Source organism: Rhodanobacter sp. A1T4 (genome assembly GCF_014207185.1).
Taxonomy (GTDB): Bacteria; Pseudomonadota; Gammaproteobacteria; order Xanthomonadales; family Rhodanobacteraceae; genus Rhodanobacter.
On record NZ_JACHCP010000008.1, the window covers coordinates 206,803 to 228,855 of the forward strand.

The 22,053-nt window shown below is 54.2% G+C and carries 21 protein-coding genes; 15 read left to right on the plus strand and 6 right to left on the minus strand.

The window, feature by feature from the left end:
* Nucleotides 1-7 precede the first annotated feature (7 nt).
* Together HDE80_RS16995 and HDE80_RS17000 are read left to right on the plus strand one after the other, a co-directional pair.
* Entirely contained in the window at nucleotides 8-541 is a 534-nt protein-coding gene (locus HDE80_RS16995) for a tail fiber protein (RefSeq protein WP_184604374.1), read from the plus strand.
* A gap of 68 nt (nucleotides 542-609) precedes the next feature.
* Entirely contained in the window at nucleotides 610-1,092 is a 483-nt protein-coding gene (locus tag HDE80_RS17000; RefSeq protein WP_345776472.1) for a GNAT family N-acetyltransferase, read from the plus strand.
* Here HDE80_RS17000 and HDE80_RS17005 read toward each other — a convergent pair.
* From HDE80_RS17005 to HDE80_RS17015, 3 genes are all read right to left on the minus strand, one after another.
* Nucleotides 1,089-1,373 (minus strand): hypothetical protein, encoded by a 285-nt coding sequence (locus HDE80_RS17005; RefSeq protein WP_184604375.1) that lies wholly within the window; start codon nucleotides 1,371-1,373, stop codon nucleotides 1,089-1,091. The two genes, HDE80_RS17000 and HDE80_RS17005, sit on opposite strands and share 4 nt — an antisense overlap.
* A 366-nt stretch (nucleotides 1,374-1,739) precedes the next feature.
* Complete coding sequence (locus HDE80_RS17010; RefSeq protein WP_184672886.1) at nucleotides 1,740-1,892, minus strand: hypothetical protein; 153 nt, start codon at nucleotides 1,890-1,892, stop codon at nucleotides 1,740-1,742.
* Nucleotides 1,893-1,902: 10 nt separating this feature from the next.
* Complete coding sequence (locus tag HDE80_RS17015; protein WP_255483877.1) at nucleotides 1,903-2,613, minus strand: LysR substrate-binding domain-containing protein; 711 nt, start codon at nucleotides 2,611-2,613, stop codon at nucleotides 1,903-1,905.
* A 332-nt stretch (nucleotides 2,614-2,945) separates the two neighbouring features.
* Between HDE80_RS17015 and HDE80_RS17020 the strand changes: the two genes are divergently transcribed.
* Entirely contained in the window at nucleotides 2,946-3,800 is an 855-nt protein-coding gene (locus HDE80_RS17020) for an SDR family oxidoreductase (protein ID WP_184672888.1), read from the plus strand.
* A gap of 336 nt (nucleotides 3,801-4,136) precedes the next feature.
* Nucleotides 4,137-4,553: a 4-oxalocrotonate tautomerase gene (locus tag HDE80_RS17025; RefSeq protein ID WP_179476494.1), complete on the plus strand. Its 417-nt coding sequence runs from the start codon at nucleotides 4,137-4,139 to the stop codon at nucleotides 4,551-4,553.
* A 409-nt stretch (nucleotides 4,554-4,962) separates the two neighbouring features.
* On the opposite strand, the gene HDE80_RS17030 is transcribed toward HDE80_RS17025, so the two are convergent.
* Nucleotides 4,963-5,445, minus strand: a complete 483-nt coding sequence (locus HDE80_RS17030; protein WP_184604381.1) for a cupin domain-containing protein — start codon at nucleotides 5,443-5,445, stop codon at nucleotides 4,963-4,965.
* Between the two features lie 569 nt (nucleotides 5,446-6,014).
* Here HDE80_RS17030 and HDE80_RS17035 point away from each other — a divergent pair.
* The gene (locus tag HDE80_RS17035; RefSeq protein WP_221437674.1) at nucleotides 6,015-7,313 is read left to right on the plus strand and encodes a hypothetical protein; all 1,299 of its coding nucleotides are present in this window, start codon (nucleotides 6,015-6,017) and stop codon (nucleotides 7,311-7,313) included.
* A 226-nt stretch (nucleotides 7,314-7,539) separates the two neighbouring features.
* On the opposite strand, the gene HDE80_RS17040 is transcribed toward HDE80_RS17035, so the two are convergent.
* Nucleotides 7,540-8,322 carry an aldolase gene (locus tag HDE80_RS17040; RefSeq protein ID WP_184672891.1) on the minus strand — a complete coding sequence of 261 codons (783 nt, stop codon included), beginning with the start codon at nucleotides 8,320-8,322 and terminating at the stop codon, nucleotides 7,540-7,542.
* A gap of 128 nt (nucleotides 8,323-8,450) precedes the next feature.
* On the opposite strand from HDE80_RS17040, the gene HDE80_RS17045 reads away from it, so the two are divergent.
* The 5 genes from HDE80_RS17045 to HDE80_RS17065 all read left to right on the plus strand — a co-directional run bounded on the left by HDE80_RS17045 (nucleotide 8,451) and on the right by HDE80_RS17065 (nucleotide 13,115).
* Nucleotides 8,451-9,089, plus strand: a complete 639-nt coding sequence (locus HDE80_RS17045) for an isochorismatase family protein (RefSeq protein ID WP_184672892.1) — start codon at nucleotides 8,451-8,453, stop codon at nucleotides 9,087-9,089.
* A gap of 211 nt (nucleotides 9,090-9,300) precedes the next feature.
* Nucleotides 9,301-10,077: a 2,3-dihydro-2,3-dihydroxybenzoate dehydrogenase gene (locus HDE80_RS17050; RefSeq protein WP_184604387.1), complete on the plus strand. Its 777-nt coding sequence runs from the start codon at nucleotides 9,301-9,303 to the stop codon at nucleotides 10,075-10,077.
* 57 nt (nucleotides 10,078-10,134) lie between these two features.
* A complete protein-coding gene (locus HDE80_RS17055) occupies nucleotides 10,135-11,289 on the plus strand; it encodes a 3-deoxy-7-phosphoheptulonate synthase (RefSeq protein WP_255483878.1) in 1,155 nt (384 codons plus the stop codon).
* Nucleotides 11,286-12,701 carry a chorismate-binding protein gene (locus tag HDE80_RS17060; RefSeq protein WP_184604391.1) on the plus strand — a complete coding sequence of 472 codons (1,416 nt, stop codon included), beginning with the start codon at nucleotides 11,286-11,288 and terminating at the stop codon, nucleotides 12,699-12,701. The genes HDE80_RS17055 and HDE80_RS17060 overlap by 4 nt, the downstream gene beginning before the upstream one ends.
* Nucleotides 12,702-12,713: 12 nt before the next feature.
* On the plus strand, nucleotides 12,714-13,115 hold the full coding sequence (locus tag HDE80_RS17065) for a VOC family protein (protein WP_184672894.1): 402 nt from the start codon (nucleotides 12,714-12,716) through the stop codon (nucleotides 13,113-13,115).
* Between the two features lie 85 nt (nucleotides 13,116-13,200).
* Here HDE80_RS17065 and HDE80_RS17070 read toward each other — a convergent pair whose 3' ends face one another.
* Nucleotides 13,201-13,812, minus strand: a complete 612-nt coding sequence (locus tag HDE80_RS17070; protein ID WP_184672897.1) for a TetR/AcrR family transcriptional regulator — start codon at nucleotides 13,810-13,812, stop codon at nucleotides 13,201-13,203.
* Between the two features lie 790 nt (nucleotides 13,813-14,602).
* Between HDE80_RS17070 and HDE80_RS17075 the strand changes: the two genes are divergently transcribed.
* The 5 genes from HDE80_RS17075 to HDE80_RS17095 all read left to right on the plus strand — a co-directional run bounded on the left by HDE80_RS17075 (nucleotide 14,603) and on the right by HDE80_RS17095 (nucleotide 22,043).
* Nucleotides 14,603-17,074, plus strand: a complete 2,472-nt coding sequence (locus HDE80_RS17075; protein WP_255483897.1) for a beta-propeller fold lactonase family protein — start codon at nucleotides 14,603-14,605, stop codon at nucleotides 17,072-17,074.
* Nucleotides 17,075-17,158: 84 nt separating this feature from the next.
* Complete coding sequence (locus tag HDE80_RS17080; RefSeq protein WP_184604399.1) at nucleotides 17,159-17,656, plus strand: heme-binding protein; 498 nt, start codon at nucleotides 17,159-17,161, stop codon at nucleotides 17,654-17,656.
* Between the two features lie 58 nt (nucleotides 17,657-17,714).
* Complete coding sequence (locus HDE80_RS17085) at nucleotides 17,715-19,349, plus strand: AMP-binding protein (RefSeq protein WP_184672901.1); 1,635 nt, start codon at nucleotides 17,715-17,717, stop codon at nucleotides 19,347-19,349.
* A gap of 51 nt (nucleotides 19,350-19,400) precedes the next feature.
* Nucleotides 19,401-20,411: an iron-containing redox enzyme family protein gene (locus HDE80_RS17090; RefSeq protein WP_184604403.1), complete on the plus strand. Its 1,011-nt coding sequence runs from the start codon at nucleotides 19,401-19,403 to the stop codon at nucleotides 20,409-20,411.
* Between the two features lie 90 nt (nucleotides 20,412-20,501).
* Complete coding sequence (locus tag HDE80_RS17095; RefSeq protein WP_184672903.1) at nucleotides 20,502-22,043, plus strand: tryptophan 7-halogenase; 1,542 nt, start codon at nucleotides 20,502-20,504, stop codon at nucleotides 22,041-22,043.
* Nucleotides 22,044-22,053: the final 10 nt, after the last annotated feature.

The window sequence follows — 22,053 nt, forward strand, 5'->3', positions numbered from 1 at the left end:
GAACGATGTGACCGAACCTTATTTGGGCGAAATCCAGTTGTTTGCATTCAACTTCGCGCCTGTGGGATGGGCGTTGTGCAACGGTGCGACCTTGCAGATCAGGCAGTTCAGTGCGCTGTTCTCGCTGATAGGAACCTACTACGGCGGCAACGGAACAACCACCTTCAATCTGCCCAATCTCATCGCGCGAGCGCCATGCAGCCAGGGCACGGGGCCGGGCTTGAGTCCGCGCACTGCCGGCGAGACTTTCGGGGAAAATGGGGTGACGCTCACCCAGACCACCATCCCTTCGCATATCCATAGCTTGAATGTATTCAATCAACCCGATACGACCAAGCGAAGTGCGTCGCCCGCTGCGAATTACGCACCGATACCGCCGGAAAATGTAAACCCGTTCGTAAGCGGCGTAACGCCCAATACCAGCTTTGCGCCGATAACGATCGGTGTGACCGGCGGCGGACAGCCACATGAAAATCGCCAGCCTTATCTCGCGTTGAACTACTGCATCGCTTTGCAGGGCGTATTCCCAAGCTTCGGTTGAACGGCGTGGCGCTACCTTCATTCCCAGACGCGCGTGGCGATAGGCTGCGCGCGTCGGCGGAACTTGGTGTGCGCGCTATCACCTTGCGCCCCATTGTGGATGCTGATATTCCATTCCTGCGCATGCTCTACGCGCAGACGCGCGCCGCCGAACTGGCGCCCGTGCCATGGCCGTCCGAGTTCAAGCAGAAGTTTCTGGACGACCAGTTCGACTTGCAGCATCGCCATTACGTCGGCTTTTTCGCTAACGCGGATTTTCTGCTGATCGAGCGTCAGGGCGAACCGATCGGACGGCTATACCTGCTGCGCGAACCGCCCGGATTCCTCATCATCGACATCGCGCTGGTCGAAGCGGCCCGGGGCCGGGGAATTGCCAGTGCGTTGATCACGCACGCTCAATCCACTGCCGCCTCGCTTGGGCTAGCCATGAGCTTGCATGTGGATCGGCGCAATGCCGGTGCACGTAGCCTCTACGAACGATTGGGTTTCGTGGTGGTCGACGACGAGGGCGAAAATTCTTCGCACCTAGCCATGCGCTGGTCAGCGGATTAGTTGAAGACCGCCTGATAGACCACTCCCTTCGCATTCCGGTCGATAGGCACGAGGAAGACTCCGAACTCGCCAATGCTGGAATGCCTTAGCTGGTAAATGCTTTGTGGCATAACTTCCGTTCCCTCACAAAAGAACAGGAGACTAAAGGGCTGACGGGAGGTTGATGACGTGCCTAGCGGCTTTGCTTCCACCAACACGAAGGACAGTGATTCACTATTACGGGTGGCCGCAAAGATCTCGTTGAGATGCGGCAAGAAGTGATGCAGCTCAAGATAATTCATAGGGCTTCCCCGTGTCAGGCCGCATAGTGGCTTGAGCAAGTTTAATGCGCAAGACGGCCAGTGCTTGATCACAGCCAGCTACTTATTGGAGAGGGGTTCTATCCCGATAACACGGACACTTTGCCCCCTAACGCTGGACATGTGCGCGACGTCCGATTCCAAGGGCGCAAGTTCGCTAGGGCAAGACGATTAGCCAGTGTTATCGGGGCTAGGGCGGGGTGGATCTTCGATCCTCAATGGAGTGAAACACTGATGTGTCACATTCCTTGCCAGTCAATCTCGTAGCTCGGTCGCGACAGTCTAGCGATGGTCATCAGTCTGTCGTGATGCGCTGGTTCTTGTCTCTGTCTGGCTGATCGTCGACCTTCATTTAATCGACGCATTCACGCTATTTTGCAAGTCGGTAAGCGTCGCTTGTGCCTTTTCGGTGGTGGCGCTCATGCGGCGCTCGTAATCACTCAAATCGAACCGCCAAAAGCCCAGTCCGCGCCGCACGTATTTCAGGACGGGGGCGGACAAGCGCGTCAATTCAGCCACTGATTGCACGGCGACGCCGATCCTGTTGTTTGCCGATATGTTCCCTTGCTGGATGTGATTTGAGGAAATCGACGAACGCGCGAAACGTGGCAGTCGGGAGATGTTGCCGCGGGTAGTACAGGCAGATGCCGGCAAACGGAGGTGTCCAGTCTGCGAGTAGTTGCACGAGTTTGCCTGCCTTGACCAGTGGCTCGGCATCGCGCGCCAAAACGTATGCGATACCTGCGCCCGCCACGGCTGCTTTGAGTGTGAGTTCGGCGGTGCCTAGAATGAGTCGACCACTGACATTCACCCAGCTTTGTTCACCAGCCTTCTGTACTTCCCATCGCATCATGCTTCCGCTAGGTAAACGCGCGCAGATACAGTCGTGCGCCAGCAAGTCAGCGGGCGCCTTCGGTTTACCGTGTTTCTTCAGATAAGCCGGTGCGGCAACGATGATCAGCGCCTCATCGCCACCCAACGGTAACGCGATCATGTCCTGCGGTACCGCTTCGGCCAGTCGTAGGCCGGCATCGAAGCCCTCGGCGACGATGTCGATCAATCGTCCGTCAGCCACCACATCCACTTTCACATCAGGATACTCGTGCATGAAGTCGAGAATGATCGGCAACACCCGGCCAGCCGCCCATGCCGACGAGTTGAGTCGTAGCTGCCCAGTGGGTTTATCGCGAAACTGATTCACGCTATCGATGGCATCAGTCATCTCGCGCAACGCCGGCCGCATGCGCGAAAGAAAAGCTTCGCCTGCTTCGGTAAGGGAAACGTTACGAGTATTTCGTTGAAATAGCCGAATGCCGAGTCGCCGCTCGACGCTGGCAACAATGTGGCTCAGCGAAGATGGGGATACTTCTAGGCTCGCGGCAGCGCTGCGGAAGCTGCGATGGATGGCGACAGCGTTCACTGCCGTGAACTCGTGCAGGCCGAAGGTGTTCACTGTACGGTAATTCTCATCATCTTGTATCACATTGTACGGGTTCTAATATCAACGCGCGGCGCGTAGCCTGAAGTTTGAATCTTATTTTCAGGAGCATGAGCATGACCCGCACCGTACTGATCACTGGTTGTTCCTCTGGCTTTGGCGAGGCGACAGCCCGTGTCTTTGCCGACCGCGGCTGGAATGTGATCGCCACCATGCGCCGGCCTAAGGCCGGCGCCGACCTAGCCAGACTCGAAAGAGTGCTGGTAACGCGCCTGGACGTGCAGGATCAATCCAGCATTTCAGCCGCGATCGAAGAAGGCATCGCGCGTTTCGGCCGCATCGACGTGGTGGTGAACAACGCAGGCTTTGGTATGAATGCCGTGTTCGAAGGTATCCCCCGCGCCAAGGTGCTGGAGCAGTTCGAGGTGAACGTGTTCGGCGCGATGGATGTTGTCCGCGCGATCCTGCCGCATTACCGTGCCAAACGTTCGGGTGTAATCCTCAATGTCAGCTCAGGCGTCGGGGTGTTCGGCTTGCCGATGGCCTCGCTCTACAACGCGTCGAAGTTCGCATTGGAAGGTTTTTCCGAGGCGCTCTCCTACGAACTGGCCGCGGTCAACGTGATGGTAAAGATCGTCGAACCCGGTGCGGCGCCAAGCACCGGATTCCCGTCACGCAGCGGCTCTGAAGCCCAGCACTCGACTACACCGGATGACTACGATGCCTTCCTCGTAGACATGGGCAGGATCTACAGCGGCTTCAGGAACGGTGCCGACGAGGACGCGGTGGAGAAGGTTGCCGCAGGCATTTTTAATGCCGCCACGGATGAATCCGATCAGTTGCGCTATGTACTGACCGATGACATCAAACCCTTCATCGCGGCGCGGCGTGAAACATCCGAAGCAGAGTACATGCGTTTTATGCGTGGCTTCTTTGCCCCTAGGTCGGAGCATGCTGCCGAGCTCCCTTAACCGTGTCAGTAGCCAAGACCCTCCCTATTGCCTCCAAAAGGCCTACCCTAAGTAAAATCACACAGTTACTCTCGGGGCGTTTCTCCTTGATGTGAGACGCACCATGTTCGAGATCAGATCATCGCCAGCAGGCTTCGTCGTTTCAACACGACAGAGCAGGAGACGTTTGATAGCAAGGCCGAGACTGTAGAGTTGTGTCGGCCTGCACCTGAATCACGTCCCAGCCGTTAGTTGACTAAATAACGATCGTTATTTATGATGAAATCACGATCGTTATGTATGCGCTCGTGAGGGTCACGCATTGTGTGTGTCCCTAACTACTATCGGGAGACTCCCATGCCGCTCACACTGACCCTCACCGAAGGCGTTCTGCCGAAAGGAACCGAAAAGGCAACGTTTTCCCGTCTCTCCGATTGCATGCTCAAGTGGCATGGACAGTCTGAAAATTTGGATCTGAAGCGCAATATCGTCGGTTCGATCCACGTGGTGCCCAAGGACCATACGTTCTCTGGGTCGATGGAAGGCCCGGTAGTGTTTATCGAATGGAAAGTTCCGGGGTTTGCCTTTGCGACCCGTGAAATCCAGCAGGGCTATATCGAAGAAGCCACCGATATCGTCCATGAGGCGTCCAAGGGTAAACAACCTAAGGATCGTATCTGGGTGAATGTCGTACATGCCGTGGATGGGGCGTGGGGCATTGCTGGTCACGCGTTGACCAATGCACAGCTGACGAGTGGCGCTCCGGCCGCCTAATAAGTTGCAAGCATCTAGCGAAAGGCCCCATGTATGAGGCCTTTCGCTAGTTAGCAAGTTGTTCCAATGCTCAATCCCTAGCTGAGGTGTGAATTTTTGTAGGGCTTCGTCTAATTATTTATCAGCTTTAAAGTCCAGCTAACCGTTGTAAAGCACTTTGGCGGAATGGATAGTAGCTAATACAAATATTCGATGCTAATAAAATACGGATTCGTCTCAGCGATTACACGGTTCCTTAGCCCAACACGACGGAAGTCGGTGTTCCTCCACAGCAGTGAGGGGGCGATGCTCTGGCAATAAGTGCCTGAGCTCCGACTAGCGGCAACACAAGCATCATCTTTTGCTGAGCCCGTGGCAACGCCAGTCACGGGCTTTTGGTTTGCGAAATCAGTTAGCCCGAAATCTTCGGCTAGGGCACTATGGTGTAAGGCTTATCAGCCTGGACGCTGGCCACGATCAGAAACCGTAGCACTTTGTTTTTGTCGGGGTTCATGAAAACAGTGTGCGGCACATCGGCCTGATCCAGGAACGTTTCGCCGGCATGATAGAGCTTGGGTGTTTCGTTGCCGTAACCCGATTCAGCCGTGCCTTCGATGACGTAGTTGAAGCCTGCATCGGTATGGTGATGCGGCGGCGCGATCACCCCCGGTTGAAAGGCGACGAGGATGACTTCCCGTTCCAGATTAGTGCCGAGTATCGGCCGTCGTTCAAGTATTGAGCGAGTGATCGGCTGGACCGCGGCTACTTCCGAAGCATGCGAAAATCTCGCATCAAAGAGTAATGTCACGCATAACATCGCGACGAGCAATAGCGTTTGTGCGGGCAGTCGGCGCGTCTTCAGTCCAGACATATTGCGAGTGAAGAGAGTTTGATGATTATAAGTAGTTCGCATGGATCCTCCTGTGGCTTCCTCTAATGGACTGCAATTTGATACTTTTTGTGCTTGAAAAACGATGGATACAGTCACGTCCACCTTATTGAAATGTTCCGTAATCTGTTTTTGAATGCCGCAAAATATGCGACAGGTGTAAATATTTCGTATACAAGCCATGTGATGCGCATCACAACATCCATCTGATCTACCAGATGTTGTTTTATTCGATGGCGTGAAGGCATATCCACATTACAGTGATATGGCCAAAAGCTCTCGAATCATCAATTGTCACGATCTAAACGTCGATTTTTTAATCTTGCGCGCCAATCCGATTTTTAATGCACATTTTCTATTGACTAGATGTAAATCGTTATCTATAGTCAAATAACTATCGTTATCTTCTAGAAAGATAACGCAAGTGGGGGCACATTGAAATGAGCGTTATGCGAGACATCAAGTCACGCATGGGCAACTGTTGCCTAACGTAGACAAGTACGGCCGAAAGCTGAAAGGGGCTGGCCCAGCGAGCTGATGCGTCGCAGCCGCTCTTGCGAAAAACAGACAAACTTTTTCCCACACAGGAGGTGATGTTTATGTTTTCCCGAGTTGCTTCACATGTTGAAGGATTTGTGGCCAGCCCCGGGCGGAAAGCCTTTTCGCTGTTGATAGCCACGGCTTTGCTGGGAGCTTGCATAGTTCCTCAAGCAGGCTATTGCAATGACTCCAATGACCCTTATGCGACCTATTTCATTAGCAGCTTTGGTAGCAACCAAGTCATGTCGTTCAATGAGGATACCGGCAAGTTTCTCGGCGTGATTGCCGCTGTATCCGGACCGGTCGCATCGCAGATCGGCTTTCGCGGCGACCTGTTCCTCTCTGCATCCGGATCGGGGCAGGTGCTGCGTTTTGATGGGTATAGCGGTGCGTATAAAGGTGTGTACATCGACAAGGGCAACGGTGGGCTGATCTCACCTTCGGCCCCGAATTTCGGACCAGATAACAAGGTGTACGTTGGCGACTCGACCTTAAATCAGATATTGCGCTACGACAGCGATGGCAAGTTCATCGATGTCTTCGCCACTCACGATCAAGCGGACGGTGGCCTAACCCAGCCCTTCATGCAAACGTTCGATCAGACATCCATGTATATGGCCAGCGGCGGCACCAACAGCGTCCTGCACTATGACCTGCAGACCAAGAAATTTCTCGGTGCGATCGCACCTCCGAATCCCAGCGATCTGGTTCAACCGATTGGATTGGAGTTCGGTCCCGACGGTAATCTATATGTAGGGAGCGCGGGGACCAACGCAGTACTGCGTTTCAATGGCAAGACCCTGGCCTTCATGGATATATTCGTTCCGCCTGGATACGGCGGCATTGTCGATCCGCACGCGATTCGCTTCGGTGGCCCCAACAGCAATTTGTATGTAGTCAGCACCGGTACTAACCAGGTCATGGAGTACGACCGTGTCACCGGTAAATTCCTGGGCATCATCGCGGACGGAAATCCGGATGGATTGTCGGAGGCTAGGGGACTGACCTTTACGCCGCGTCCGATCTTCAATGTGTTTTCCCACGTGGCGGGGAGCAGTTCACTTAGCGCTATGCACGACTTCAGGCACGTTTTCATCGAGCACCATCTCAAGGACTACAGCGATCCGTCGTCGCATGCCGAATTGATGTCCATTGTTTCTTCGGACAAGAATGTCGACATCAACAAGTCGGTGCGGAACGCGCATATCGGCGAAGCGGATTACAGCTTTGATCTTGATTTCTCGAATAAGAGCGGTACTGAGCAGTACTACACGATTACCTATATCGCTTCTAACAATCACGGTCTTACGACTATCGCTACGACCGAGGTTGATGTTCCTCCCCAACGTTGAGCGCAGCCGCTCGTGATGAGCCGGATGGATATTCCTATTTTGTGGGTTGTTCTTATCCACCGAAGCGGAATGCTCCGATAACTTTAGCTAGGAGGGTTATGCAAGCATCGATCGATGTATTGATGAGTGATCAACGAAAGTAGCTGAAGTTGTGCGTGTGTTTTGCAATGCTTCAGGCCCCGTGGGCGGAGCGCCGCCCACGGGCAGGGGGCTTAATTTGCGTGATCTAGGTCAAACAGTCGGCGTGATGGCGCAGGGCAGCGCGGACGTAATAGGCAAAGGTTGCCGCATAGCGTTTCTCAGTGGTCATCCAGGTCCTGGCTTCCAATGCGAGCTCCGGCGCAAGGTGTTTGATTTCTCCTGCGGCCATGGCGAGTAGCTGGGCTTTAGCGGCGCGCTCGATCAGAAGGGCAAGAATGCATGCTTCTTCGATGGTTCTTCCCGCAACCAGGTAACCATGATGGGCAAGCAGTACCGCGTGTTTGTTGTCGAGTGCGAGCGTGATGATTTCACCTTCTTCGTTTCCGACCGGCACACCAGGCCAGGACGACAGGAATGCGCAATCGTCGTAAAGCGGGCAGAAATCCATGTGCGACACCACCAGAGGAGTCTCCAACATCGATAGCGCCGAGACGTGTGGGGAATGCGTGTGGACGATGCAGTGTGTATCCGCTCGGTGCCGATAGATCCAGGCATGAAACCGGTTAGCTGGATTTGCCATGCCCCTGCCGTCGATCACTTCGAGGTCTTCGTTGACGTGAACAAGATTCGATTCACGTATCTCATCAAGTCCCAGGCCGAACTGCTGGGTATAGAACGTGCCGTTAGGCACGGCGCGGGCACTGACTTGTCCGGACAGTGACGAGCTGTGGCCGGCATCGAACAGAATGCGACAGGTCAAGGCCAATTTTTGACGCAGGGTCCATGTTTGATCGACAAACACTTGCTCCATCGACGCATGTGCTTTGTCGATAAGTTCGGATTTCTGCAGAGCGATGGTTGATGCCATGGTTTTCGCCAAGGTGACTGGTTAATGATGGATATGCCTTATATCAAAATATGCGGACAAGTTCGTTTATAGGTCAAAAATAATTCAATCTGATTGAAAGAGCGAAATTCAAGAAAACGAGGGCACGGATGGCTATTCCCAAGATCAAGCATTACGAGCTACCTACCGATGTTGCGCTTGCTCGTACGCCACTTCCATGGAAAGTGGACGCAAACAATGCAGCGTTGCTAGTCCATGATATGCAGAATTATTTTCTAAAGCCCTACGAGTCGACCGATTTCGTCAACCGGATCGTGATGAACATCGATGTCATTAGGCAGGCATGCCATCGGCTTGGAATTCCCACTTTCTATACCGCGCAGCCCGGCGGACAAGCCATGGAAAGCAGGGGACTGCTGTTGGATTTCTGGGGTGCTGGGATGCCGAGCGAAGGCGAGGCGCAGGCGATTGTGCGCGGGCTAGCGCCTGTTGAAGGGAAAGATCAGGTGCTGGTAAAGCATCGCTACAGCGCTTTTGCTCGGAGCGATTTACTGGATCGGTTACGGAAACACCAGCGCACCCAGCTCATCATTTGCGGCGTATATGCGCACATCGGTTGCCTGGTTACCGCGACGGATGCATTTATGGCGGATATCAAACCATTCTTCGTTTCGGACGCACTAGGCGATTTTTCGTTGAATCATCATGAGATGGCGTTGCGGCACGTTGCGCATTGCTCGGGACGTGTTTTGTCGTCGGCTGATGTGGTGTTCGAGTTGACTGCATAGCGATCGTTATGTAACATCCTGAAATATCATTTTTTTGATGGCGACGATTATTTGGCACATTTAATGTTCGTATTTAAAAACGGACATTGGTTATTTTTGCCGTCATCCCAAGTAATGAACATTGGCTTCGCTGGGAAGTTTTGTGAAAGCTAAACGAATCAGTTGCGGCGAAGCGTCGCCCAAAGGTGCGGGATAAAAATAGGGGTGGTCAATGCGACAACGATTCGCAGGGAAAACGATCGCCGTGACCGGCGCTGCGCAGGGTATTGGCGAAGCTGTGACCCGCCAGCTGATTGATGAGGGAGCGTTTGTTTACGCATTGGATATCCATCGAGAGCGACTGACACAGCTATCCATCGAGATGAATAAGGCCGGCCCCGTCATGGAGGCTGTTGCAGTTGATATCTCACAAAGGGATAGCGTCGATGCAGCTGTGGACCATATCGAAAGCAAGCGCCCGATTGATGGCCTAGTCAATGGCGCCGGCGTGCTGTTTACGCGTTCCTTCGAGGCCGTAACGGAAAAGGAATGGGCCGATACATTCAACATCAATGTGCATGGTACGTTTTTCGTATCGCATAGCGTCACCCGCCGGATGATTTTGCGAGGCGGCGGCGTAGTCGTCACCATTGCGTCCAATGCAGCTGCGACACCGCGTATAAACATGTCGGCGTACTGCGCATCGAAAGCTGCCGTCGCGATGCTTACTAAATGCATGGGTCTTGAACTTGGCAAGCACGGTATCCGCTGCAACGTTGTTTCTCCTGGCTCGACCAATACGGCCATGCTGGCAGCGATGGCTGGGCATCCGGATGAGCGGCACCGCAAGCTGATTGACGGCGACCAGAATTTGTATCGAACAGGTATCCCTTTGCGAAAGATTGCAGAACCTGAGGATATCGCCAAGGCTGTCGCGTTTCTGCTTTCCGACGAGGCGAATCACATCACCTTGCATGACCTCGTTGTCGACGGCGGCGCCACCTTCTGATCGATCCGACCTAACACGCGATCCACTCTTTACTCTTCTCCATACGGGCGAAAGGATATGAATAGTCATGAGTCGCAGGAACACGGCCGATGGCTTCCGAACGGGTGGCGTGACAAGGAACCGAAGCATATGCCCTCATACCCGCAGGAGGAGAACCTCGCCACGGTCGTGACGAGCTTGTCGCGCCTGCCGGGCCTAGTGGACGCGGCGGAAGTGCACGCGCTTAAGGTCGAGCTGCGAGCGGCGGCAGAGGGTCAGGTGTTTGTCCTTCAGCTTGGCAATGCCGAGGAGTGTTTCGAGGATGTCGGTTCCGGTCTCGTGCGCGAACAGGTGAAGAACCTTGAATCGGTGCACAAGTATCTGACCATCATGCTCGACATGCCGGTGCTGCCAATCGGTGTGCTTGCCGGCAATTATGCGCGATCTTGCGTGCACCCGACTGAAGTCATCGACGGCATCACGATGACGAGTTACTACGGGGACATGGTGAATGAAGTTTCGCCAGATCCGCGCGGACGCAGCCCGAACGCCAACCGCATGCTGATGGCCTACGAGGCTTCGCTGCACGCATTGAGGGCGATTCGCCACGGTAGATTCAAGCCGTACATCTCACACGAAGGTGCGAACCTGCACTTCGAGGAGGCGCTGGTCCGTCGTGGCAGCATCGCTGATGGATTTTACGCCTCCAGCGCGCATTTGCTGTGGCTCGAGAGCATCAATCTCTTTTCGGGTAGCAGCTATCTGGAATTTCTGCGGGGCGTGCTCAACCCGATAGGGATACGTGTTGGTCCGCAACTTTCGGCAGCACAGCTTCTCGACATCTACATGCAACTCAATCCTACCCGGGAACCGGGCAAGATCGTGCTGGTGACAAGCCTTGGGAGGCAATTGAGCGGGTTGAGACATCTAATACAGGTGCTGCGAGAAGCGGCGGCGCCGGCGGTATGGATGTGCGATCCATGGTGGGCAAATTCGGTGGACCGACATGACGAGACCTGCCCGCTGATAGACGATGTCATCGCGGAGGTCGAACATACTGGGCTGCTGCACGCCGACGAGGGCAGTGTGTTGGCTGGCCTGCGGCTGGAAATTGAACATGCCACGCAAATACAACATGAAAAAGGTGTTGCATCGCGTGCTTCGCGGCTCGATTTCCTCCAGGTACTTCATGTCTGTAGCGATCTGGCGCGTGCGTACAGGGGCATTCAGTGACTACGCTGCAGCACCAAACTTTCAACAATCCACATCCGGACCTGGCGACAGGTGTCGTCGGCGCAGCCATCGCGCAACGGTTTGAGATTCTGTACCCGGGCCTGTCAAACGAATTCCTTGGCTTATTCAGTTATGTATCGCCAGAAGAAACGCTCTCGATCATCGGGGTGGGCAGTGAGTTCCAGGTCGAGACGCACAAGGAGGGCAGCACGCTTCGCATGCGGCTCATGCATCGGGATGTCGTCGAGCGTGAATCTACCTATCGGCTCGACGGCGGCGATTTGCACGAGGAAGTGTTTCGCCATGCGGCGAGCTTTATCGACGAACTGCGTTCCTTTCTCTCAGGGCATCATCGATTGCCGCCTTCAACCGTTCTGCTTGGCGGATGGCGATGCGGCACTCACCCGGAAAACCTGGAGGAGCCGCTGATCTTCACCATACCGCGCATAACGTGCCGGGTGAGTGCCGAAGAGTGTCAATTCAGTTTTTTCGACAGCAAGGAATGTCCGTATCCCGGTGGAGCTATCGTCGACCTCCCGCGCGACATATCGCCCAGTAGCCAGCTTAGGGTGAGTCGTCGCAGGGACATACCCGAGTGCAGGGAGTACATCGATAACCTGGTAGATCTTATAGGCGAGCTCTCGCAGGAAGCGTTAGACAAGGTGGTGATCTGCCGCGAGGTGAGGCTGTTCCACCAATCCGAGCTTTCGCCTGTCGAGCTGTTGCAGATGGCTGCCTCAGGGAAGAAAACTGCTCATTACGAATACGTCTTTCGATGGTCCGGTGGCGATGCATGGGTCGGGGTTTCGCCCGAAATGCTGGTAAAGAAGCAGCGCGAAAAAGTTGTGGTGGAACCGTTGGCGGGTACGCGAAAAGGCTCTAACTTCAAGGACAAGAGCGAGCGCTATCGTAACGAGCTGCTTAGCGATGGTAAGGAAATCGAGGAGCACGAGACCGCGGCACGCATGTTCTACGATAATTTGAGTAGCGTATGCATTCCCGAGTCAATCGAGCAGCTTGAATCGCGAGGCGTCCTCGATCTTGGTTATGTGCAGCATCTCAAAAGCACCATAACTGGTCAGCTTAGACCTGACATCAACGTGTTTCATTTGCTGGCCGCGATTTATCCACCGGCGACGATCTGGGGGAAACCAGTGCTACTGAGTGGAGCGCGCATACGCAGTCACGAACAGATCGAGCGCGGTTTCTTTACCGGTGGCTTTGGCTTTTTCACTTTAGGTGATGACGCCAATTTTGCGCTGGCTATTCGCACAGCGAGAATGACCGGCGATGAAGTGCGCGTTTACGCGGGCAGCGGTATCGTCAAACGCAGCGATCCGTACCGGGAATGGCTTGAGACGTCGAACAAGATGCAGCCGTTCCTAAATAACGAGTTTGCGGTGTATTTGTAAACGGAGGCGGCGATGCAACTTTCAAACTATCTATTTTTTACGGTGCACTGCGAAGAAGCACTGCGGTTCTATACCGAGTGCGGTATGGGCAAGGTCGTCTCCATGGTCCGCCATGGCGAGAACGGCATGCCGGTGCGAACGGAAGCGATGCGCGGAAAAATCATGCATGCCCAATTTACGGGGCAGGGAGTCAATTTATTTGCCTCGGACAATGACGATGCGGAGCCTATGAGGGGCTCAGCCATGATCTTCATGCTCGAAAATCGGGCGCAAACGGAGCTTCTTTTCAATAGCTTGTCGGAAGGAGGCAATGTCACGACGCCGCTAGCGGTGCAGCCCTGGGGTGACTATTACGGAAAATTCACCGATAAATTTGGCGTGCAGTGGATGCTGAACTGCACAGCGAGGGCTTAGCTTGGGATGCTGGGTTACCCCAGATCAAGTCCGGGTAACCCAGCTTACGCAGGCGCAATACTTAAGGATAAAAGCAGCGAGTCGATTATTTCTTTTTCTTCTTCGCCGCCACTAATTTCTTCTTTGCCGATGTCGGCAGCAGTACGCGCAGAGCGCCTTGCGCGATCTTTTCGGCTAGATCCTCGCTGGCAACGGCGCGAGCCAGAGTGACGGCGCCGGTGAGCAAGGCCAGGGCCGCGCAAGCAGCATCTTCGTCTGCAGGTGTCATCGGTGACGAAGGGCCTTCCACGATGGTCTTGGCAATGCGGCGCAGGCCGGCTTCGAATTCTTCGCGCAGCGAGTCGTCTAGTCGGGCGACTTCCGGCGGCAAGCTTTGCAAGGCGCAGCTATCAGAAAGGTCGCAGGTGCGCTTGACGCTCAGGTAGTAGCGCACGAACTCGGGCCACCACGCGGCACCGTGCTCGGCTTGCAGATATTTCACGCCATCGTGCAACTCGGCGATCCCCAAGAGCATCGATTCCCGGAATGCCGCTTTCTTCGAATCGAAGTGTACGTAGAACGCACCGGAGGTCATGCCAGCTTCTTTCGCCAGCCCATCCACGCCGATGCCGCCGTAGCCGCCTCTGCGAAAACCGCGACCTGCGGCGTCCACAATGCGCTGACGCGTCAACTTCTTTTGTTCGTCTCTATAATCCATGGCTTGCAAATCGCTGTAGATTCAGTCGTAGATATTGTTGACAGCATAACTATCGTTATGTAAGATCGGATAACGATAGTTATGTTGCTATGGAAAATTAGTGGATGGCTTCAACGGCCATCGACGGGGATGGATTTGTTGGATTTTCCCATTCATTGGGATGGTGGTGCTTTTATTGCGTTCGAAAAATGGTTGCTGAAGAGCGGTAAGCCTCGTTCTATGCGCCATAGGCTGCACCTTAAGCACTCTGTAGGTGTGCTCTATTTGAAATAGTGAACTGATGCGTTTCATGTAATTCGATCGTAACATCGAGAATTATGTAATGCAATCCAAATCGTTTCTTTTTTTTATTAATCTGTAATGCTTTTTGAGTAGCATATTTATGTAAGTTGCCTAGCTGATCCGGCGGTAACATATTAGTAACCGGTGATGTTTGTGTCGTTTCATATGTAAATCTTAATAATACGGATCATGGCAGCATGATTCGCAGATGGCGCGCGGAATTTTTTGGTTATTCGAGGCAGGGATTGATAGTCATTCGGAATAATGACGACTTCGTCCGAAGCTGAGGGTTTGTGGGGGCTATATAAAAGCCGAACACCGCGGTGATGGTTGCGCAAGGCGCAGGCACGTATTGCCATGCATGGCGGGAGGGGCTCGCTGGATGATATGCAGGCATTTAAAACTTATTCGGCTTAAAGGGATTGGCCATATGTTTCACGCATATATGAGTGTTGTGCATAAAGTCAGCCGCTATGCGTTGCTGTTGTTAGGCGTTGCGTTGCATGCGATGGTGTTTTCGGCTTATGCACAGAGCTCCCGCTCAACTGACCTCGGTGGCTTGAAGTCGAGTTATTCGAGTCCGATAGCACTTAGTTCGGACGACTTGTTTCTGTGGTCGGTGAATTCGGACTTCGATAGCGTAACAGTCGTTCGTACCGACACCCAGCGAGTGATTGCAACAATTGCGGTAGGCAGGGACCCTAGGAGCGTAGCCGTATCGCCTGATGGACGATACGCCTATGTGGCCAACGCTGCCGATGGCACGATTTCCGTGATCAAAGTGATTAATGCCGACCCGAATCGATTTTTCGCTGCGTTGGATCGGAGCGCAGCTCAGGACGGCAGACTGACAACCGGGTCGGAACCGAGAAGCGTCGTGGTCTCGCCCGACGGCAAAAGAGTGTTGGTCGCAAACCGCAGCCAAGACACCATCACCTGGATCGATGCCAAAGACCAACGCATCCTGGGTACTTACGACCTGAGAAACAGTGCGTGCAATCAACCCAATCATGAAAGGCACTTTCAGCCGGGTGCGCTGGCCATCACAGGGGACAGCCGCTATCTGTTAGTTACGCGCTACCTATCGTTCACCTCCACCGGTGGCGTGCAGCGCGACGATATGGGGAAAGAGGGCGTCGTATGCCGACTAAGCATGGACACCTGGAGCACAGCGGCGACTGCGTTGGCAAATCCGGTGGTCGTCCGCATGGCGCCACAGAACAGCGGCTTTCTTGATACGAAAGGGAATGCTACCTACGCGTTCCCTAATCAGCTGCACAGCATCGTGATACGTGGACAGGCCGCATATCTTCCCAATATTGCGGCGTCTCCTTCAGGTCCTTTGTATTATAAGACCGACACGCAGGCTTTCGTTAACGCGATTGATAACGTTGAAGGCAAGCCTGGCGACGATGGCGACCTTAATCTTCACTTGGGTGGCAGGGTTCCCGAGTCCGGCAAGCAAGAGCTTTATTTCGCCAACCTGGATGCGATTGCCTTTACCACGCAGAGCGGTGGCGGCTATGCCTATGTGGCTTCCGGCGGCAGCGATCTGCTAGTGAAGCTGCGAGTGCTCGATAACGGTGCGCTTGGCTTTACCGTCAATGGCACAACCACCCGTTATGTCGATCTCAATGATCCAGATGTGCTGGCAACCAGCGGCGAGAATGCTGGCAAGAATCCGATCGGCCTGGTAATCAATAAAGCGGGCCGTCTTGCCTACGTGCTGAATTATGTCTCGCGCAATGTGTCGGTGGTCGATCTCGATGCCGACAAAGTCGTTAAGGTTATTCAAACAGAAAGCCTGCCGACGCCGGGTTCGGAAGCCGAGAAAATACTGGTCGGCGCGGAGTTGTTCTTTTCTTCGCGCGGCAACTTCGTCAATCCCTCAGGAATTGGATCAAGCAGGAATCGCATGTCCGAGAAAGGGCGGCAGAGCTGCGCGAGCTGCCATCCGGTAGGACTGACTGATGGAGTGATCTGGCAATTCAATACCGGCCCGCGAAAAACCCTGGCTCTCAATGGCACATTTAATCCAAGAAATCCGCTTGATCAGCGCATCATCGACGCTTCGGCAATCTTCGACGAAGTGCAGGACGCCGACTTCAATACGCGGAATGTCTCGGGTCCCGGTCCGTTGACCGAAGCTTTGCCTTGCGTGGTGACGCCGGGTTATCCGTCCGTTACCGAAAGCACGATCGATCCCGACCATGGATTAGTCATCGGCCAGTGGCACGACTTTGCCGAAGCTCCGTGCATCATGACGGCTTTCTCGGTGCCGAATGCGGGCCGACCCCAGCCGACGGTGGAGTTGCCGGGCAGCACGGTCGAAGTGCCGGGACTGGATGCAATGAAAGAATGGCAGCATTACGGCATTCGTACTCCCAACCGCCCGCTGACGAAGCAGGAGTTGTTGATGCGCGGCGGCGATCCGGCTGGCGGTGTCGACGAAGCGGATATCGCCGCGGGCCGGCAACTTTTTCAGCGCGCCAGATGCAGCAGTTGTCATTCCAGTGGTAAGTGGAGCGCAAGTTCCAAGGATTTCATCTCACCGCCGGCTGATAGCGATATCGAGACGGAGGCCGCGTCCACTGGCGCCAATCAATCGCAGTTCCTGTACCGATACTTGAAAAGTATCAATTCGTACAACTTGAACGTCACCGGTTCCGGCAATGCAATCGAAGGCTATCCAGCGATTGGCGGTGTCGAGACGGATTCGGGCGGGTTGAAGGCACTTGGCTTCGATTTCAACGGCGACGGCAAGGGATCGGGCTACAGCATCTCGTCCATCCTGGGGACTTACAACCTACAGCCGTATTACCACAACGGAGCCTGCGAAACGCTGAGATGTGTTGTTTCCGATGTCAATCATCGCAGTGCAGGATTGTCGGCACAAACGGATTCGCTATTCGATCCCAAAGCACAGGCTGTGTTGGTGAAATTTATCGAATCGATCGATGCAAGTACGGATCCGTTTTAAGCGCGTAGCGGTCTGTTCCATCGTCATGCTCTTCATAAGATGTCATTGCTCGTCAAATAAGCCGTTATTTTTTAGAGGTGGCAAATGAATCGATTGGTATGGTTGGCGGTAGCCCTATGCGCGCTCGGTGGCGAAGTACATGCACAGCAGCAATATGAGCTCCCGTTGAATCTTGCGTTACAAGCGGCGCAAGGGGCGGTTGAATATTGCGCAGCGCGCGGATATCACGTTGGTGCCGCTGTGGTCGATATGAGCGGTGAGATGCGCGTCCTGTTGAGGAGCGACGGCAGCACGGTTCACACCAAGGACACCGCGTTCCGCAAGGCTTATACGGTCGTGACGCTGGGGCCGGTGTTTAAATTTGACACCAGCTCCCAGGCTGCCGCCGCCTTCAACGGAAAGCCGAGCGAGCCGTCCTTTTTAACCATCCCCAACATCGCTTTATTGCCCGGAGCGGTCGCGATTAAGGCGAATGGCGCGATCGTCGCTGCGCTGGGTGTCGGCGGTGCTCCCGGTGGCGATAAGGATGAAGCATGCGCCGCGGAAGGCGTAAGGACGATCGCCGGAAAATTACCTAGATAGCACCGAATAATCGCTATTCGAAGAGTTTTTTCTATTTGATGGATCGAGAGGAAACGACGTGAAGAATACGCACTCCTTTGTGAATTTGACTCCGGTTACATTCCTGGAGCGATGCGGCCGTTATCTATCAGATAAGGTCGCAGTGACGTCCGGTAATGGCGATATCAGTTTTGGAGAACTGTTGCTGCGTGCCCGCCGCATGGCCGCGCTATTGCGAAGCCTGGGTATCGAATATGGTCACCGGGTGGGGCTTCTTACCCATAATTCCACGCGATCCATCGAAGCTCATTACGCCATTCCTGCGGTCGGCGGCATCATTGTCTCCTTCAATCCGTGGCTTCCCTCGCAGGACATCCGCAAGCAGATTCTCTACAGCGGAGCACGCGTGATCCTGGCGAGCGGTTCACTTGTTCGTCAGCATCGCGAGCTGTTTAAGGAATTGTCCAGTCACATCGTGGTGTTGCTTGACGCGTCGTCGGAACCAAATGATATCGACACCAAATCGCGGTGTTTCGACGTCGAGCAGCATAGGTACGATTCCGTTATCCCGCTCGATCGATACATTCGTTCGGAAAACGATCCGATCGCCATCAACTTCACGTCGGGAACAACGGGCGATCCGAAAGGGGTGATTTACAGCCACCGCGCGGCCTACCTGCATGCCTTGGGCGAAGTGATGATGATGAACCTGGTTTCGTCATCGGTGTACTACTGGTCGCTACCAATGTTCCACGTCAATGGCTGGGGACATATGTGGGCCGCGGTCGCTGTGGGTGCAAGGCAAATTGTTGACGAGCATGCGATCCAGCTGACGCCGGCTTCGCTGAAGCACGGCATTATGTCGAATCATGTTACGCATCTTGCAGGTTCGCCGCGGCTGGTACGCCATCTGACGGACGAGATGTTCAACGCGTCGATACTGCACGGGGTGACGGTCTTGACCGGCGGCGCCAGCCCGACACCGCACCTCATCAAAGCCATGAAGGGACTAGGCGTCGATCTAATTCACCAGTACGGCTTGAATGAAACCTGCGGACCTTTTGTCGTTTGCGAGGCGCGCGACGAATGGGATTACCTACCCCAGGAGCGTCAAATGAAGCTGCGTATACGCCAGGGTATCGCAGGGATTCATGCAGGCATCGGTCTTCGGGTTGTCGATCAGAACATGCGCGATGTGGCATGGGATGGCGAAACGCTGGGCGAGGTGCTGATGGCTGGCAACACCGTTGCGCAAGGTTATTTCGACAATCTGCGTGCAACGGAAAATGCCTTTAAGGATGGATGGTTCCATAGCGGCGACATGGCGGTGGTGCATCCGGATGGTTATCTGGAAATAAAGGATCGCATGAAGGATTTGATCTACGTAGAAACACCCTATGGATGGGAAAACATTTCATCAGTTGAAATCGAAAACGTAGCAAGCCAGCTCCCCGGCATCAAGGACGTGGCCGTCGTCGGCATGGACGGTGAGGGGCAAAAGCCAATAATAATTTTATTTTACGAGCGCGCTGTCCATGCGGAAGTCGATGAACAGGCGATCTTGGATCATTGCAGGAAGAATCTCCCCGATTTCAAGGTTCCCGGCCTTGTGCTGGAGGCTGTTATTCCGAAGACAGCGACGGGAAAAGTCATTAAAGGCGTATTGAAAGACGAAGTCATGAAGCGACAGACGGCCAAGCTGGGAGTGGTTTGACGTCAAATCGCTGCTTATCTCCCCCTATTTCATTTCTATTAAGGACTATATATGAAACAGTTGGCCAGCTATCCGCAAGCAAAATTCGACGTGATGCGATCGTTAGGATATATCGGCGAAGTCGACGGGATCGTTAGGGAGGCTCTCTCCAATAAAAGATCTCCCCTGTGGGGCGCGCTGCAGGAAACCTTATTCCATCTCAACATCAAGTTGATGTCGGAAGGTTTTGCCTTGGGCACCCCGCGAGGCGAGCTGGAATGGAAGATTCGCTCCCTAATTGAGAATGTCGAAAAAGAAATGGCCCCCAAGGCGCATATTCCGGCGCACATCGTCGACGCGGAAGAGTTCATCGAATGGCTCAAGGCTCGAATTCACGAGCATCGTGTCACCGATCACGAATTGTTTGTCTATTTCGACAAAAATGATTTAAGCGATGAGGAAATTCGCTACTTTTTGTCGAACTATCGAGTGAACATGCAGCGTTTCCATCTGCATGTTGCTGCATACAGTCTGTTTGTGCCATTCAAGATGCGCGAGGAACTGTACGAAAACCTGCACGACGAATTCGGCCAAGGCGATTTTGAGCAGGCGCATCCCAACCTGTTCGAGCCGCTGATGGAGCACTTCGGCGGTGCGCGAGAGGACGACTGGAATCCGGAGACCTATCATCTGCTCAATACCAAGATGAACCTTTGCTGGTTCGCGGATGGTCTGCAGTATGGCCTGGGCGGTATGGGGGCACTCGAGCTGACGATTCCCGCGCAGCAGAGGAGGATTCTGGCGAATCTTCGCAAGCGTGGATTGAGCGAGAAGCTGGTCAAGTTTTTCGTAGTGCATTGCGAATTGGATGAATCGCACGGTGATGGATGGTTCGCCGCGGGCCTTCCCTATATCCGCTCTCGTTCGGATTTCGAGAAGACTTACACCGCCGCCATGCGCATGCTGGATGCCCGCGCTGGCGTATACGACGGTATTTTGTCAGGAATTCTTCGGCGCAGGCTTGAGTCGCAGGGCCGGAAGATCGCTGCCGATCAATTGGAGCCGCAAGCGCAGACCGCGTAGCAGCCGACTCTCTATTTACGCGATCACGGAACTCCGCCGCAAAGCGGCGGAGACGGATCGGTGTAGCCAATCGTCACGAGGATCTTGGTCATGAAGAAATATGATGTCACGGTTATCGGCAGTGGAATGGGCGGCAGCGCGTGTGCTTTGGTGCTGGCAAAACTCGGCTACGAAGTACTGCTAATCGAGAGAGGGACCCATCGTCGATTTGCGTTGGGGGAATCCGGCACGCCGGCGCTGAGCAGGAAGATGCGGTACATCAGCCGTAAGTACGACATTCCCGAAATCGACCAGATGTCGACCTACGACAGCATCATCGCTACGCAGAAAGATGTCGTATGCGGTCCAAAAGAATTGTTCCAGTACTTTGTGCACAAGGAAGGTCAGACGACTCCCGATCAATACGGTCCGTTTCCGGAAGTGATCGTCCAGACGCCGGAAGTCGATGCGCAATACAACCGTGCCTATTCAGACGAGCGCATGGTCCATATCGCCATCAAGTATGGCGTTGAGTACTCGGACAAGACCTCGGTGGAAGACATCGTGTTCAAGAAGGAATGCGCGGAACTCGACTGCAAGAAGGGCGAGGAGAGCTATACCGTCGTGACAGACTTTGTGATCGACGCCACCGGCTTCAATTCCGTGATCGGCCGGAAATTCGATCTCAAGCTGGAAGGCGACGCTTTGGATACGCCGCTCAAGAGCCGGTGCATCTTTACCCATTTCAAGGATATCGGCGCCTTCGACGACACCATCAAAAAGCATCCTGCCTACGCGGATCGTTCGCCGGTGCCAAGATCACGGGCGACCCAGCATCATTGCTTCGATGGTGGCTGGATATGGTTCATTCCATTCGACAACGGGGTGACCAGTGTCGGCGTCAATCTGGACATTGATCTGTATCCGATGAACGATAAGGAAGCCAGCGCGGAATTCTGGGAAATCATCGACAAGTACCCCATGGTTTCGGAGCTGCTAAAAGGGCGCGAAACCCTGATGCCGTTTATCAAGACCAAGCGGCTGCAGTTTATCAACAAGGAACTGGCTGGAGACCGCTGGGCGATGTTGCCGGCATCCGCTTACGGGCTGGATGCGTGGTTCAGCACGGGTCTGGCGGCAACATTCATGTCCGTGCACCGGTTGGTCGACATCCTGCACACGCAGATGTTCCCCAAGAAGCATTTCGAACGAAAATTGCTGCTCGATTACGAAAAAGCCATCAAGACGGAATATTTCCATGTCGCCAAGATGGTGGACGGCATGTACAAGACCTTCAAGCACTTCGAGATCTTCAAGAACTACTGCTTCTTCTGCTTCATGGGTACCGAGAGCTATCTGGAGAAGGGCGGTGCGGGCAAGGCCATGGACCTCAACCATCTTCTGTTGAGCGCCGGCGATAAGGAATTCGTCAAGAAGTTCGAGGCGATCTACAACAAGGTCATCGAGTACTCGAAGCTCGACGTGGTGAGCCAGGATGATGCCGAGGCGCTCGCCAAGTTCATTCGCGAAGACATGAAGCCGTTTAACTTCCGCAAATACGGCGATCCCGATATGCACGGTGTGCATCCGAGAAGGGTCATGCACATGTATGAGTATGACGAAGAGCCGGCGGAACTTGCGGCGATCGGGTAATTCTGCCGAG